The following is a 15,054-nucleotide window of genomic DNA, read 5'->3' on the forward strand; positions in this document are numbered from 1 at the left end:
ACCGCCCGCCAGGGCGGTTGTCATATGGAGCGAAGCATGTTTGATATCGGCGTTAATTTAACCAGCTCGCAGTTTTTAAAAGACCATGATGAGGTTGTGGCACGCGCGAGGGTTGCTGGCGTGAAGGGCCTGCTTCTCACCGGAACAAACCTGCATGAAAGCCAACAGGCGCAACGACTGGCGCACATTTATCCTCACTGTTGGTCGACGGCCGGTGTTCACCCGCACGACAGTAGCCAGTGGCAGCCTGCCACAGAGGAGGCGATTGCGGCGCTGGCGTCAATGCCTGAGGTCGTGGCGATTGGCGAATGTGGCCTTGATTTCAATCGTAATTTTTCCACTCCGCAGGAACAAGAGCGGGCGTTTGATGCGCAGTTGCGTATCGCTGCTGAGTTACAGATGCCGGTTTTTATGCATTGTCGTGATGCGCATGCACGATTTCTGACGCTGCTGGATCCGTGGCTGGATAAACTCCCGGGTGCGGTGCTGCACTGTTTTACCGGCACGCGTGAAGAAATGCAGGACTGTATCGACAGAGGATTACATATCGGCATTACAGGCTGGGTCTGTGATGAGCGTCGTGGGCTGGAACTGCGCGAATTGCTGCCGTTTATTCCGGCCGAACAGTTGCTGATTGAAACCGATGCGCCGTATCTGTTGCCGCGCGATCTCTCGCCGAAACCCGCATCGCGACGTAACGAACCGGCATATCTGCCACATATTCTTGAGCGTATTGCCCACTGGCGCGGAGACGATCCGCAGTGGCTTTCCGCCACAACGGATGCGAACGTCAGGAAACTGTTTGGAATGTCGTTTTAAGTCGCCGTTAAAGCTTACGGAAACCGGTGTTTTTCACGCTCTGCTTCACCTCTTTATTCAACAGGTTGAGCAGCAGCATGGAACGCGCTTCACCGTCCGGTTCAGTGAAGATCGCCTGCAGGCCTTCAAAAGCCCCTTCCGTAATGACCACACGGTCGCCGGGGTAAGGCGTTTCAGGGTCGACAATGCCTTCTGGCTTATAGACGGAGAGCTGATGAATCACCGTGGCAGGGACAATTGCCGGTGATGCGCCAAAGCGGACAAAATGGCTGACGCCGCGCGTGGCATTGATCGTCGTGGTATGAATCACTTCCGGGTCAAATTCCACGAACAGATAGTTAGGGAACAGGGGTTCGCTGACTGCAGTACGTTTTCCACGCACCATTTTTTCCAGGGTGATCATCGGTGTCAGGCAGCTCACCGCCTGTCTTTCGAGGTGCTCCTGAGCACGCTGAAGTTGCCCGCGTTTGCAGTACAGTAAATACCAGGATTGCATAATGGCTCTTATCCGCTTATTCGGGGCGCAAGCATAGCAAATGTAAGGCGTGAAGTTAATTATAATCCCGGTGACGGCGGTGGGCTGCCAGAGTTCACGCTAATTTAACAAAAATACAGCATCACGATGATGAACGCCGTATAATGAGGCGCTTACGAAGAGGCCACAATGGACGCCATGAAATATCACGATTTACGCGACTTCCTGACGCTGCTTGAACAACAGGGTGAACTCAAACGCATTACGCTTGAAGTGGATCCATATCTGGAAATCACAGAAATTGCCGATCGCACGCTACGTGCCGGTGGCCCTGCGCTGCTGTTTGAAAACCCCAAAGGCTATTCAATGCCGGTGTTGTGTAACCTGTTTGGTACGCCAAAGCGTGTCGCGATGGGCATGGGGCAGGATGATGTCTCTGCGCTGCGGGAAGTAGGTAAATTACTGGCCTTTTTGAAAGAACCGGAGCCGCCGAAGGGCTTTCGCGATCTGTTTGATAAACTGCCGCAGTTTAAACAGGTGCTGAATATGCCGACGAAGCGACTGCGCGGTGCGCCTTGTCAGCAAAAAATCATCTCTGGCGATGACGTCGATTTAAACCGCATCCCCATTATGACCTGCTGGCCAGAAGATGCCGCGCCGCTCATCACCTGGGGGCTGACCGTCACGCGTGGCCCGCATAAAGAGCGGCAGAACTTAGGTATATATCGTCAGCAGCTCATCGGTAAGAATAAATTGATCATGCGCTGGCTGTCGCATCGTGGCGGCGCGCTTGATTATCAGGAGTGGTGTGCGGCGCATCCGGGGGAACGGTTCCCGGTCTCCGTTGCGCTGGGTGCCGATCCGGCCACTATTCTTGGCGCGGTGACGCCGGTACCGGACACACTCTCAGAGTACGCCTTTGCCGGTCTGCTGCGCGGTACGAAAACCGAAGTGGTTAAATGCCTGTCTAACGATCTTGAAGTGCCTGCCAGTGCGGAAATTGTGTTGGAAGGGTATATCGATCCGGGTGAAATGGCACCGGAAGGCCCGTATGGCGACCATACGGGGTATTACAATGAAGTGGATAGCTTCCCGGTCTTTACCGTCACGCATATTACCCAGCGTGAAGATGCGATTTACCATTCGACCTACACCGGTCGTCCGCCGGATGAGCCTGCCGTCCTTGGCGTTGCGCTAAATGAAGTGTTTGTGCCGATTCTGCAAAAACAGTTCCCGGAAATCGTCGATTTTTACCTGCCGCCGGAAGGGTGCTCTTATCGCCTTGCCGTCGTCACGATTAAAAAACAGTACGCGGGGCATGCGAAACGCGTCATGATGGGTGTCTGGTCATTTTTACGCCAGTTTATGTACACCAAATTTGTTATTGTCTGTGATGATGACGTCAATGCACGCGACTGGAACGATGTGATTTGGGCGATTACTACCCGTATGGACCCGGCCAGGGACACGGTGCTGGTAGAAAATACGCCAATTGATTATCTGGATTTTGCCTCGCCGGTCTCCGGTCTGGGTTCAAAAATGGGGCTGGATGCCACGAACAAATGGCCAGGTGAAACCCAACGCGAGTGGGGACGTCCAATTAAAAAAGACCCCGACGTGACCGCCCGCATTGATGCGATTTGGGATGAACTGGCCATCTTTAATGACGGTAAAGGCGCCTGAGGCGCTCGTTTTGCCCTACAGACCCATAGAGGGAGCGCATGACAACCTTAAGCTGTAAAGTGACCTCGGTAGAAGCTATCACTGATACCGTATACCGTGTTCGTTTAGTACCCGACGCGGCATTTTCCTTTCGTGCCGGTCAATATTTGATGGTCGTGATGGATGAGCGGGATAAACGCCCGTTCTCGATGGCCTCTACGCCGGATGAGCAGGGTTTTATTGAGCTCCACATTGGCGCGTCAGAAATTAATCTCTATGCCAAAGCAGTGATGGATCGCATCCTGAAAGATCATGAGATAACGATAGATATTCCGCACGGCGACGCATGGCTGCGTGACGATGAAGAGCGTCCGCTGATCCTGATTGCTGGTGGTACGGGTTTTTCCTACGCCCGTTCCATTCTGCTGACGGCGCTGGCGCATAATCCCAATCGTGAGGTCACGATTTACTGGGGGGGACGTGAAGAGAAGCATCTCTACGATCTCTCTGAACTTGAAGCGCTCTCTGTCAACCATCCCAATCTGCGCGTTGAAGCCGTGGTGGAACAACCGGAAGCCGGCTGGCGTGGGCGTACAGGGACGGTCTTAACGGCGGTGATGCAGGATCACGGAACGCTGGCCGATCATGACATCTACATTGCCGGGCGTTTTGAGATGGCGAAAATCGCGCGTGACCTGTTCTGTAATGAGCGCAGCGCACGTGAAGATCGCCTGTTTGGCGATGCGTTCTCATTTATCTAAGAAGAGAAACGAAGAAGAAAAAACCCGCCCCTGACAGGCGGGAAGAACGGCAACTAAATGGTTATACCGTGACGTTTTCGTTGTAGGCCGGATGAGATGCTTTAGCATCGCCATCCGGCAATCGAGCCGGGGGCGCTTCGCTTACCCGGCCGACAATGAGTGAATATCTTTACACCCGCTCAAACACGGTCGCGATACCCTGACCCAACCCAATACACATCGTCGCCAGGCCGAACTGGACATCTTTGCGTTCCATCAGGTTCAACAACGTGGTGCTGATACGCGCGCCAGAACAACCCAACGGGTGACCGAGCGCGATCGCGCCGCCGTTAAGGTTGATCTTCTCGTCAATCTGCTCCATTAACCCCAGATCTTTAATACACGGCAGGATCTGCGCAGCAAACGCTTCGTTCATCTCAAACAAACCGATATCACTGGCCGAAAGCCCCGCTTTTTTCAGCGCCAGTTTCGACGCCGGAACCGGACCGTATCCCATGATGGAAGGATCACAACCGACCACCGCCATTGAGCGCACGCGGGCGCGTGGTTTCAGACCTAACTCGCGTGCACGACTCGCGCTCATCACCAGCATGGCGGCGGCACCATCGGAGAGTGCAGAAGAGGTTCCTGCGGTGACCGTGCCGCTGACCGGGTCAAACGCCGGACGCAGGGTAGATAACGCTTCAACCGTGGTTTCCGGACGGATCACTTCGTCGTAGTTAAACTGCTTCAGCACGCCATCGGCGTCATGCCCACCGGTTGGGATAATTTCATTCTTAAACGCGCCGGACTGCGTGGCGGCCCAGGCGCGGGCGTGTGAACGTGCGGCAAAGGCATCCTGCATTTCACGGCTGATGCCGTGCATGCGTGAGAGCATCTCCGCCGTTAGTCCCATCATGCCCGCCGCTTTGGCGACGTTACGGCTCAGACCTGGGTGAAAATCGACGCCGTGGCTCATCGGCACATGGCCCATATGCTCCACGCCACCCACCAGACAGGCCTGCGCATCACCGGTCATGATCATTCGTGCGGCGTCATGCAATGCCTGCATGGAAGAGCCGCACAGACGGTTGACGGTCACCGCCGGAACGGAGTGTGGAACTTCCGCCAGCAGCGCCGCGTTACGGGCGATGTTAAAGCCCTGCTCCAGCGTCTGCTGCACGCAACCCCAGTAGATGTCATCAAGCGCCGCCGCTTCAAGCGCCGGATTACGCGCCAGCAGACTACGCATCAAATGTGCGGAGAGATCTTCCGCACGCACGTTGCGAAACGCGCCCCCTTTCGAACGGCCCATCGGGGTACGGATCGCATCAACAATTACAACCTGTTCCATTGTGACTCCTTAAGCCGTTTTCAGGTCGCCGACCGGACGGGCAGGCTCAACCGGGGGATAATACGGTTCGTTATGACGCGCTTTATTACGCAGACCTTCCGGAACGTCGTATAACGGACCGAGGTGCTGATACTGTTGCGCCATATCGAGATACTTCGCGCTGCCGAGCGTATCCAGCCAGCGGAACGCGCCGCCGTGGAACGGAGGGAAGCCCAGACCGTAAACCAGTGCCATATCGGCCTCTGCCGGACTGGCGATAATGCCTTCTTCGAGACAGCGCACCACTTCGTTGACCATCGGGATCATCATACGGGCGATAATTTCGTCTTCGCTGAAATCACGCTTCGCGTTACTGACGTCAGCCAGCAGGTCATCAACGGTGGCATCCTCTTCTTTCTTCGGCTTACCTTTGTTGTCTTCTTTATAGCGCCAGAAGCCCAGACCGTTTTTCTGACCAAAACGACTGGCGTCAAACAGCGCATCGATCGCGTCGCGATAATCTTTTTGCATCCGCTGCGGGAAGCCTGCGGACATCACGGCCTGCGCGTGATGCGCTGTATCAATGCCGACAACATCAAGCAGGTATGCCGGGCCCATCGGCCAGCCGAACTGTTTTTCCATGACTTTGTCGACTTTGCGGAAGTCCGCTCCGTCGCGCAGCAACTGGCTGAATCCCGCGAAGTAAGGGAACAGTACGCGGTTTACAAAGAAGCCAGGGCAGTCGTTCACCACAATCGGTGTTTTGCCCATTTTGCTTGCCCAGGCGACCACTTTCGCGATGGTTTCATCGGCGCTTTTCTCGCCACGAATGATCTCAACCAGCGGCATCCGGTGAACCGGGTTAAAGAAATGCATCCCGCAGAAATTTTCCGGGCGTTTCAGCACGCTTGCCAGTTCACTGATGGGAATGGTGGAGGTGTTAGAGGCCAGCACGGTATCCGGGCGAACCTTGTCTTCCGTTTCGGACAGCACCGCTTTTTTGACTTTCGGGTTTTCAACCACGGCTTCGACCACGATGTCCACGCGATCAAAACCGGCATAATCCAGCGTAGGGTGAATGGTCGAAATCACGCCCGCCATCTTCAGACCGTCAATTTTGCCGCGCTCAAGCTGTTTGTTCAGCAGCTTAGCCGCTTCGGTCATTCCGAGGGTCAGGGATTTGTCGTTGATATCTTTCATGATAACCGGCACGCCTTTCCACGCCGACTGATACGCGATACCGCCGCCCATAATGCCTGCGCCCAGCACAGCAGCCTGTTTTGGCGTCTCAACGTCTTTGGTCAGCTTCTTCGCTTTGCCTTTCACATATTGGTCGTTAAGGAAGATACCGACCAACGCGCGGGCTTCATTGGTGTGCGCCAGCGGAACAAAACTTTTGTTTTCCAGATTAAGCGCTTCTTCACGGCCAAAACGCGCGGCGGCTTCAATGGTTTTCACTGCAGTCATCGGGGCCGGGTAATGTTTGCCTGCCGTTTGCGCGACCATGCCTTTGGCAATGGTGAAGCTCATGGCAGCTTCAATTTTGCTGAGCTTCAGCGGTTCCAGCTTCGGCTGACGCTTCGCTTTCCAGTCCAGATCGCCGCTGATGGCCTGACGTAAAACTGCTTTTGCGCCTTCAATCAGTTTTTCCGCTTTCACGACGCCATCGACCAGACCGATTTTCAGCGCCTGTTCAGCACCAACGTCTTTACCGGCAGCAATGATCTCCAGTGCGCTGTCCGCGCCTAACATGCGCGGCATACGTACGGAACCGCCAAAGCCTGGCATGATGCCCAGCTTTGTTTCTGGCAGACCGATACGCAGATCCGGCGTCGCCAGGCGGTAATCGGTCGCCAGTACGCATTCGCAGCCGCCACCTAACGCATAGCCGTTAACCGCAGAGAGCGTGGGGACCGGCAGATCTTCCAGACGGTTAAAGACGCTGTTGGCGAAATGCAACCACTGGCTGAGCTGTTCTTCGGGAACGAGAAACAGCGAAAGGAATTCGGTGATATCGGCACCGACGATAAAGGCTGCTTTATTCGAACGCAGCAGCAGCCCTTTTAAATCTGTTTGTTTTTCCAGTACGTCCAGCGCCTGGCCGAGGCTGGCGACGGTTGCCGTGTCGAGTTTGTTCACTGAGCCTGGGGCATCGAACACCAGTTCGGCGATGCCATCTTCCAGCCAGTCGAGGTACAGGTTGTCGCCTTTGTAAAGCATGTCAGTCTCCTGAATCCGCAAGGTGATCTGGTCATACCAGATGAAGCGAAGTGTGTATTTTATGTTAATAAAATGCAAATGACTGATTAAAAAAATGCCGATCCGATCACACCTGGTAGAAATCACGCTCTCGTGAATCGATGTGCTAAGATGCGGAGACTTGAGGTCGAAAAAAACAGAAGGATAGAAAATGGAATCACTGGCCGCACTCTATAAAAATCATATCGTTACCTTACAAGAACGGACGCGTGATGCGTTGGAACGCTTTAAGCTTGATGCGCTGCTTATTCACTCCGGCGAGCTGGTTAACGTTTTTCTCGACGATCATCCTTACCCGTTTAAGGTTAATCCGCAGTTTAAAGCCTGGGTGCCGGTGACTCAGGTTCCCAACTGCTGGTTGCTGGTTGATGGGGTGAACAAACCCAAACTGTGGTTTTACTTGCCGGTCGATTACTGGCACAACGTTGAACCGCTGCCGACCTCCTTCTGGACTGAAGAAGTTGAGGTGATTGCCCTGCCGAAGGCGGATGGCATTGGCAGTCAACTGCCTGCCGCGCGCGGCAATATTGGTTATATCGGCCCGGTTCCAGAGCGTGCGTTGCAACTGGAGATCGCCGCCAACAATATCAACCCGAAAGGGGTGATCGACTATCTGCACTATTACCGCGCCTACAAAACGGACTACGAACTGGCCTGCATGCGCGAAGCGCAGAAAATGGCGGTGAATGGACACCGTGCGGCGGAAGAAGCCTTCCGTTCGGGGATGAGCGAGTTCGATATCAACCTGGCCTATCTGACTGCGACCGGTCACCGCGACACCGATGTGCCGTACAGCAATATCGTGGCGCTGAACGAGCATGCGTCGGTTTTGCATTATACAAAGCTGGATCATCAGGCACCGTCTGAAATCCGCAGCTTCTTGCTGGATGCCGGTGCGGAGTACAACGGTTATGCCGCAGACCTGACCCGTACCTGGTCGGCGAAAAGCGACAACGAGTATGCGCAGTTAGTGAAAGATGTGAATGACGAACAGCTGGCGCTGATTGCCACCATGAAAGCGGGTGTCAGCTATGTGGATTATCATGTTCAGTTCCATCAGCGTATTGCAAAACTGCTGCGTAAGCATCAGCTCGTCACCGATATGAGCGAAGAGGCGATGGTCGAAAACGATCTCACCGGACCGTTTATGCCGCACGGTATCGGCCATCCGCTGGGCCTGCAGGTGCATGATGTCGCGGGCTTTATGCAGGATGACACCGGTACGCATCTCGCCGCGCCGTCCAAATATCCGTATCTGCGTTGCACCCGTGTGCTCCAGCCGGGCATGGTGTTGACCATTGAACCGGGCTTTTACTTCATCGAATCGCTGCTCGCGCCGTGGCGTGAAGGGCAGTTCAGCAAACACTTCAACTGGCAGAAAATTGAAGCGCTGAAACCGTTTGGTGGTATTCGTATTGAAGATAACGTGGTGATCCACGAGAACAACGTTGAAAACATGACGCGGGATCTGAAACTGGCGTAATGGACAGTTGGTTAATCCCTGCGGCGCCGGTCACCGTTGTCGAAGAGATCAAAAAAAGCCGCTTCATTACGTTGTTGGCGCATACCGATGGCGTAGAGGCGGCAAAAGCGTTTGTGGAATCAGTCAGAGCGGAGCACCCTGACGCCCGTCACCATTGCGTGGCGTGGGTGGCGGGAGCGCCGAATGATTCGCAGCAATTGGGCTTTTCAGATGATGGTGAACCGGCGGGAACGGCAGGCAAGCCGATGCTCGCGCAGTTGATGGGCAGCGGAGTTGGGGAAATTACCGCCGTTGTGGTGCGCTATTACGGCGGGATCTTACTCGGCACCGGCGGACTGGTTAAAGCCTACGGCGGTGGCGTAAACCAGGCATTGCGTCAGTTAACGACACAGCGCAAGACGCCATTAACCGAATATACTTTGCAGTGTGAGTACGCGCAGTTGGCTGGCGTTGAAGCACTTCTGGGTCAATATGGCGGCAAAATCGTCACCAGTGATTACCAGGCATTCGTTCGGTTAAGGGTGGCGCTTCCTTATGCGAAAGCGGATGAATTTTCAGCAAAGCTGGCGGATTTTAGTCGTGGTTCATTGCAATTGTTAGCGATTGAAGAATAATCCCCACCTCATTTTGAAGAACTAAGGAAGCGGCAGAGATGCATTTTCGCGCCATTACCCGAATTGTAGGACTACTGGTTATCTTATTTTCGGGCACGATGATCCTCCCGGGGCTGGTAGCGCTTATCTATCGTGATGGGGCGGGACGCGCATTTACGCAAACCTTTTTTGTCGCACTGGTGATTGGCTCCATGTTGTGGTGGCCGAACCGTCGTGAGAAAGGCGAACTGAAATCCCGTGAAGGGTTTCTGATCGTGGTACTGTTCTGGACCGTGCTGGGTAGCGTGGGTGCGTTACCTTTCATTTTTTCTGAAAGCCCGAACCTCACGATTACTGATGCGTTTTTCGAATCATTCTCCGGACTGACCACGACCGGCGCTACCACGCTGGTGGGGCTGGATTCGCTGCCGCATGCGATCCTCTTTTACCGCCAGATGCTGCAATGGTTCGGTGGGATGGGAATCATTGTGCTGGCCGTCGCGATCTTGCCGATACTCGGCGTCGGTGGGATGCAGCTCTATCGCGCTGAAATGCCAGGGCCGCTGAAAGATAACAAGATGCGCCCGCGTATTGCCGAAACGGCAAAAACGCTGTGGCTGATCTACGTCCTGCTGACGGTCGCCTGCGCGCTGGCGCTGTGGTTTGCCGGCATGCCAGCGTTTGACGCCATCGGACACAGTTTCGCTACTATCGCGATCGGCGGGTTTTCTACCCATGATGCCAGCGTGGGTTATTTTGACAGCCCAACGATTAACACTATCATCGCTATCTTCTTATTAATCTCTGGTTGTAACTACGGTCTGCACTTCTCGTTACTGAGTGGCCGCAGCCTGAAGGTTTACTGGCGTGACCCCGAATTTCGCATGTTCATTGGCGTCCAACTGACGCTGGTGGTCATCTGCACATTAGTGCTCTGGTTCCATAACATCTATAGCTCCGCACTGACGACGCTCAATCAGGCCTTTTTCCAGGTGGTGTCGATGGCGACTACGGCCGGATTTACCACCGACAGTATTGCGCGCTGGCCGCTTTTCCTGCCGGTATTGCTGCTATGTTCTGCGTTTATCGGCGGCTGTGCAGGGTCAACGGGCGGGGGACTGAAGGTTATCCGTATCCTCTTGCTGTTCAAACAGGGGAACCGCGAGCTGAAGCGCCTGGTGCATCCCAATGCAGTCTATAGCATCAAACTGGGGAATCGCGCGCTGCCGGAGCGTATTCTTGAAGCGGTCTGGGGATTTTTCTCGGCGTATGCGCTGGTTTTTATTGTCAGTATGCTGGCGATTATCGCGACTGGCGTGGACGATTTCTCGGCCTTTGCTTCCGTGGTGGCGACGTTGAACAATCTTGGGCCCGGGCTGGGCGTCGTGGCGGACAACTTTGCCAGTATGAATCCAGTGGCAAAATGGATCCTGATTGCCAATATGCTGTTCGGTCGTCTGGAAGTCTTCACTTTGCTGGTACTTTTTACCCCGACCTTCTGGCGTGAATAATGGAGTAACACGTGAAAACACTGATTCTTTTCTCATCTCGCGATGGACAGACCCGGGAAATCGCCGCTTATCTGGCGTCAGAACTCAAAGAGCTTGGCGTTTGTACGGATGTCGTCAACCTGCATCGTACCGAAGAGCCTGACTGGGAACGCTATGACCGTGTGGTCATTGGCGCATCCATTCGTTATGGACATTATCATTCTGCATTTCTCGAGTTTGTGAAGAAACATGCGACGCGACTGAATCACATGCCAAGCGCGTTTTACTCCGTCAACCTGGTGGCGCGTAAACCGGAAAAGCGGACGCCGCAGACCAACAGCTACGCGCGCAAGTTTTTAATGAACTCACAGTGGCGGCCAGACCGTTCTGCGGTTATCGCCGGGGCGCTGCTGTACCCACGCTATCGCTGGTATGATCGCATGATGATTCAACTCATTATGAAAATGTCGGGCGGCGAAACGGATACGCGCAAAGAAGTTATCTATACCGACTGGGAGCAAGTGGCGAGTTTTGCCCGCGAAATCGCCCAGTTAACCCCCGATTCGGTGGTTAAATAAACGCAAAGAATAAAAAATGCGCACTCGGAAAATTATTTTAAATTTCCCCTTGTCAGCCCGAAATAACTCCCTATAATGCGCCTCCACTGACACGGAACAACGGCACACAAGCCGCCGGGTCAGCGGGGTTCTCCGGTGAAAACCAGTGATGAACACCAACAGAGAAAAGCGAAATAAATGCTTGACTCTGAAGCGGGAAAGCGTATTATGCACACCCCGCGCCGCTGAGAAAAAGTGAAGCGGCACTGCTCTTTAACAATTTATCAGACAATCTGTGTGGGCACTCAGAGTGACATGGATTCTTAACGTCGCAAGACGAAAAATGAATACCAAGTCTCAAAGAGTGAACACGTAATTCATTACGACGTTTAATTCTAAGAGCATCAAACTTAAATTGAAGAGTTTGATCATGGCTCAGATTGAACGCTGGCGGCAGGCCTAACACATGCAAGTCGAACGGTAACAGGAAGCAGCTTGCTGCTTCGCTGACGAGTGGCGGACGGGTGAGTAATGTCTGGGAAACTGCCCGATGGAGGGGGATAACTACTGGAAACGGTAGCTAATACCGCATAATGTCGCAAGACCAAAGAGGGGGACCTTCGGGCCTCTTGCCATCGGATGTGCCCAGATGGGATTAGCTTGTTGGTGAGGTAACGGCTCACCAAGGCGACGATCCCTAGCTGGTCTGAGAGGATGACCAGCCACACTGGAACTGAGACACGGTCCAGACTCCTACGGGAGGCAGCAGTGGGGAATATTGCACAATGGGCGCAAGCCTGATGCAGCCATGCCGCGTGTATGAAGAAGGCCTTCGGGTTGTAAAGTACTTTCAGCGGGGAGGAAGGTGTNNNGGTTAATAACCTTAGCCATTGACGTTACCCGCAGAAGAAGCACCGGCTAACTCCGTGCCAGCAGCCGCGGTAATACGGAGGGTGCAAGCGTTAATCGGAATTACTGGGCGTAAAGCGCACGCAGGCGGTCTGTCAAGTCGGATGTGAAATCCCCGGGCTCAACCTGGGAACTGCATTCGAAACTGGCAGGCTTGAGTCTCGTAGAGGGGGGTAGAATTCCAGGTGTAGCGGTGAAATGCGTAGAGATCTGGAGGAATACCGGTGGCGAAGGCGGCCCCCTGGACGAAGACTGACGCTCAGGTGCGAAAGCGTGGGGAGCAAACAGGATTAGATACCCTGGTAGTCCACGCCGTAAACGATGTCTATTTGGAGGTTGTGCCCTTGAGGCGTGGCTTCCGGAGCTAACGCGTTAAATAGACCGCCTGGGGAGTACGGCCGCAAGGTTAAAACTCAAATGAATTGACGGGGGCCCGCACAAGCGGTGGAGCATGTGGTTTAATTCGATGCAACGCGAAGAACCTTACCTGGTCTTGACATCCACAGAACTTGGCAGAGATGCCTTGGTGCCTTCGGGAACTGTGAGACAGGTGCTGCATGGCTGTCGTCAGCTCGTGTTGTGAAATGTTGGGTTAAGTCCCGCAACGAGCGCAACCCTTATCCTTTGTTGCCAGCGGTCCGGCCGGGAACTCAAAGGAGACTGCCAGTGATAAACTGGAGGAAGGTGGGGATGACGTCAAGTCATCATGGCCCTTACGACCAGGGCTACACACGTGCTACAATGGCATATACAAAGAGAAGCGACCTCGCGAGAGCAAGCGGACCTCATAAAGTATGTCGTAGTCCGGATTGGAGTCTGCAACTCGACTCCATGAAGTCGGAATCGCTAGTAATCGTGGATCAGAATGCCACGGTGAATACGTTCCCGGGCCTTGTACACACCGCCCGTCACACCATGGGAGTGGGTTGCAAAAGAAGTAGGTAGCTTAACCTTCGGGAGGGCGCTTACCACTTTGTGATTCATGACTGGGGTGAAGTCGTAACAAGGTAACCGTAGGGGAACCTGCGGTTGGATCACCTCCTTACCTTAAAGAACCTGCCTTTGTAGTGCCCACACAGATTGTCTGATGAAAAACGAGCAGTAAAACCTCTACAGGCTTGTAGCTCAGGTGGTTAGAGCGCACCCCTGATAAGGGTGAGGTCGGTGGTTCAAGTCCACTCAGGCCTACCAAATTTTCCCTGAATACTGCGTTGTGAAACGACTCGCATACTTTAAGTATGCTTCGTCATTCCACGCCTTGTCTCAGGAAAAATTATCGGTACAGAGGTTCTGACTACACTGTATGGGGCTATAGCTCAGCTGGGAGAGCGCCTGCTTTGCACGCAGGAGGTCTGCGGTTCGATCCCGCATAGCTCCACCATACTGTAGAACGTAATCAAGAAAACTTCAGAGTGTACCTGAAAGGGTGCGCTGCGAAGTTTTGCTCTTTAAAAATCTGGATCAAGCTGAAAATTGAAACGACACACTGTTAATGGTGTGTTCGAGTCTCTCAAATTTTCGCAACATGATGATGAATCGAAAGAAACATCTTCGGGTTGTGAGGTTAAGCGACTAAGCGTACACGGTGGATGCCCTGGCAGTCAGAGGCGATGAAGGACGTGCTAATCTGCGAAAAGCGTCGGTAAGGTGATATGAACCGTTATAACCGGCGATGTCCGAATGGGGAAACCCAGTGCAATTCGTTGCACTATCGTTAACTGAATCCATAGGTTAACGAGGCGAACCGGGGGAACTGAAACATCTAAGTACCCCGAGGAAAAGAAATCAACCGAGATTCCCCCAGTAGCGGCGAGCGAACGGGGAGCAGCCCAGAGCCTGAATCAGCATGTGTGGTAGTGGAACGGTCTGGAAAGGCCGGCGATACAGGGTGACAGCCCCGTACACAAAATTGCATGTNNNGTGAGCTCGATGAGTAGGGCGGGACACGTGGTATCCTGTCTGAATATGGGGGGACCATCCTCCAAGGCTAAATACTCCTGACTGACCGATAGTGAACCAGTACCGTGAGGGAAAGGCGAAAAGAACCCCGGCGAGGGGAGTGAAAAAGAACCTGAAACCGTGTACGTACAAGCAGTGGGAGCCTCTTTAATGGGGTGACTGCGTACCTTTTGTATAATGGGTCAGCGACTTATATTCTGTAGCAAGGTTAACCGAATAGGGGAGCCGAAGGGAAACCGAGTCTTAACTGGGCGTTAAGTTGCAGGGTATAGACCCGAAACCCGGTGATCTAGCCATGGGCAGGTTGAAGGTTGGGTAACACTAACTGGAGGACCGAACCGACTAATGTTGAAAAATTAGCGGATGACTTGTGGCTGGGGGTGAAAGGCCAATCAAACCGGGAGATAGCTGGTTCTCCCCGAAAGCTATTTAGGTAGCGCCTCGTGAATTCATCTCCGGGGGTAGAGCACTGTTTCGGCTAGGGGGCCATCCCGGCTTACCAACCCGATGCAAACTGCGAATACCGGAGAATGTTATCACGGGAGACACACGGCGGGTGCTAACGTCCGTCGTGAAGAGGGAAACAACCCAGACCGCCAGCTAAGGTCCCAAAGTCATGGTTAAGTGGGAAACGATGTGGGAAGGCTCAGACAGCCAGGATGTTGGCTTAGAAGCAGCCATCATTTAAAGAAAGCGTAATAGCTCACTGGTCGAGTCGGCCTGCGCGGAAGATGTAACGGGGCTAAACCATGCACCGAAGCTGCGGCAGCGACAC

General features: G+C 53.8%; 10 protein-coding genes, 2 tRNA genes, 1 rRNA gene and 1 other annotated feature. Of the genes, 10 read left to right on the forward strand and 3 right to left on the reverse strand.

Going from position 1 to position 15,054, the window contains the following annotated elements:
• Positions 1-36: 36 nt before the first annotated feature.
• A complete protein-coding gene (gene tatD, locus JTI98_RS05570; protein ID WP_216082019.1) occupies positions 37-819 on the forward strand; it encodes a 3'-5' ssDNA/RNA exonuclease TatD in 783 nt (260 codons plus the stop codon).
• 7 nt (positions 820-826) lie between these two features.
• Here tatD and rfaH read toward each other — a convergent pair whose 3' ends face one another.
• Complete coding sequence (gene rfaH, locus JTI98_RS05575) at positions 827-1,315, reverse strand: transcription/translation regulatory transformer protein RfaH (protein WP_042998831.1); 489 nt, start codon at positions 1,313-1,315, stop codon at positions 827-829.
• A gap of 168 nt (positions 1,316-1,483) precedes the next feature.
• Between rfaH and ubiD the strand changes: the two genes are divergently transcribed.
• Together ubiD and fre are read left to right on the forward strand one after the other, a co-directional pair.
• On the forward strand, positions 1,484-2,977 hold the full coding sequence (ubiD, locus tag JTI98_RS05580; RefSeq protein WP_044327658.1) for a 4-hydroxy-3-polyprenylbenzoate decarboxylase: 1,494 nt from the start codon (positions 1,484-1,486) through the stop codon (positions 2,975-2,977).
• Between the two features lie 38 nt (positions 2,978-3,015).
• Positions 3,016-3,717 carry an NAD(P)H-flavin reductase gene (gene fre, locus JTI98_RS05585; RefSeq protein ID WP_044258316.1) on the forward strand — a complete coding sequence of 234 codons (702 nt, stop codon included), beginning with the start codon at positions 3,016-3,018 and terminating at the stop codon, positions 3,715-3,717.
• A 169-nt stretch (positions 3,718-3,886) separates the two neighbouring features.
• On the opposite strand, the gene fadA is transcribed toward fre, so the two are convergent.
• Both fadA and fadB read right to left on the reverse strand, forming a co-directional pair.
• A complete protein-coding gene (gene fadA, locus JTI98_RS05590; RefSeq protein WP_046402115.1) occupies positions 3,887-5,050 on the reverse strand; it encodes an acetyl-CoA C-acyltransferase FadA in 1,164 nt (387 codons plus the stop codon).
• A 9-nt stretch (positions 5,051-5,059) separates the two neighbouring features.
• Positions 5,060-7,249, reverse strand: a complete 2,190-nt coding sequence (fadB, locus tag JTI98_RS05595) for a fatty acid oxidation complex subunit alpha FadB (RefSeq protein ID WP_044258318.1) — start codon at positions 7,247-7,249, stop codon at positions 5,060-5,062.
• A 190-nt stretch (positions 7,250-7,439) separates the two neighbouring features.
• On the opposite strand from fadB, the gene pepQ reads away from it, so the two are divergent.
• The 7 genes from pepQ to JTI98_RS05630 all read left to right on the forward strand — a co-directional run bounded on the left by pepQ (position 7,440) and on the right by JTI98_RS05630 (position 13,701).
• Positions 7,440-8,771, forward strand: coding sequence for a Xaa-Pro dipeptidase (pepQ, locus tag JTI98_RS05600; protein ID WP_046402113.1), 1,332 nt, complete (start codon positions 7,440-7,442; stop codon positions 8,769-8,771).
• A complete protein-coding gene (locus JTI98_RS05605; protein WP_046402112.1) occupies positions 8,771-9,385 on the forward strand; it encodes an IMPACT family protein in 615 nt (204 codons plus the stop codon). The genes pepQ and JTI98_RS05605 overlap by 1 nt, the downstream gene beginning before the upstream one ends.
• Positions 9,386-9,423: 38 nt before the next feature.
• Positions 9,424-10,875: a Trk system potassium transporter TrkH gene (trkH, locus tag JTI98_RS05610; protein WP_042326189.1), complete on the forward strand. Its 1,452-nt coding sequence runs from the start codon at positions 9,424-9,426 to the stop codon at positions 10,873-10,875.
• A gap of 11 nt (positions 10,876-10,886) precedes the next feature.
• Complete coding sequence (hemG, locus tag JTI98_RS05615) at positions 10,887-11,432, forward strand: menaquinone-dependent protoporphyrinogen IX dehydrogenase (RefSeq protein WP_042998838.1); 546 nt, start codon at positions 10,887-10,889, stop codon at positions 11,430-11,432.
• Between the two features lie 391 nt (positions 11,433-11,823).
• Positions 11,824-13,365 (forward strand): 16S ribosomal RNA (locus tag JTI98_RS05620).
• 69 nt (positions 13,366-13,434) lie between these two features.
• A tRNA-Ile gene (locus JTI98_RS05625) sits at positions 13,435-13,511 on the forward strand.
• A 114-nt stretch (positions 13,512-13,625) separates the two neighbouring features.
• Positions 13,626-13,701 (forward strand) — tRNA-Ala (locus JTI98_RS05630).
• A 195-nt stretch (positions 13,702-13,896) separates the two neighbouring features.
• Positions 13,897-14,407 (forward strand) — a sequence feature (23S ribosomal RNA rRNA prediction is too short).
• Positions 14,408-15,054: the final 647 nt, after the last annotated feature.

The sequence above is a fragment of the Citrobacter sp. MGH 55 genome, assembly GCF_016906145.1.
GTDB classification, from domain to species: domain Bacteria; phylum Pseudomonadota; class Gammaproteobacteria; order Enterobacterales; family Enterobacteriaceae; genus Citrobacter_A; species Citrobacter_A amalonaticus.

What these genes read in the sequence shown, in the direction of transcription:
- tatD (WP_216082019.1), top strand. Translation starts at nt 37, where the DNA reads ATGTTTGATATCGGCGTTAATTTAACCAGCTCGCAGTTTTTAAAAGAC.
- rfaH (WP_042998831.1), bottom strand. Translation starts at nt 1,315, where the DNA reads ATGCAATCCTGGTATTTACTGTACTGCAAACGCGGGCAACTTCAGCGT.
- ubiD (WP_044327658.1), top strand. Translation starts at nt 1,484, where the DNA reads ATGGACGCCATGAAATATCACGATTTACGCGACTTCCTGACGCTGCTT.
- fre (WP_044258316.1), top strand. Translation starts at nt 3,016, where the DNA reads ATGACAACCTTAAGCTGTAAAGTGACCTCGGTAGAAGCTATCACTGAT.
- fadA (WP_046402115.1), bottom strand. Translation starts at nt 5,050, where the DNA reads ATGGAACAGGTTGTAATTGTTGATGCGATCCGTACCCCGATGGGCCGT.
- fadB (WP_044258318.1), bottom strand. Translation starts at nt 7,249, where the DNA reads ATGCTTTACAAAGGCGACAACCTGTACCTCGACTGGCTGGAAGATGGC.
- pepQ (WP_046402113.1), top strand. Translation starts at nt 7,440, where the DNA reads ATGGAATCACTGGCCGCACTCTATAAAAATCATATCGTTACCTTACAA.
- JTI98_RS05605 (WP_046402112.1), top strand. Translation starts at nt 8,771, where the DNA reads ATGGACAGTTGGTTAATCCCTGCGGCGCCGGTCACCGTTGTCGAAGAG.
- trkH (WP_042326189.1), top strand. Translation starts at nt 9,424, where the DNA reads ATGCATTTTCGCGCCATTACCCGAATTGTAGGACTACTGGTTATCTTA.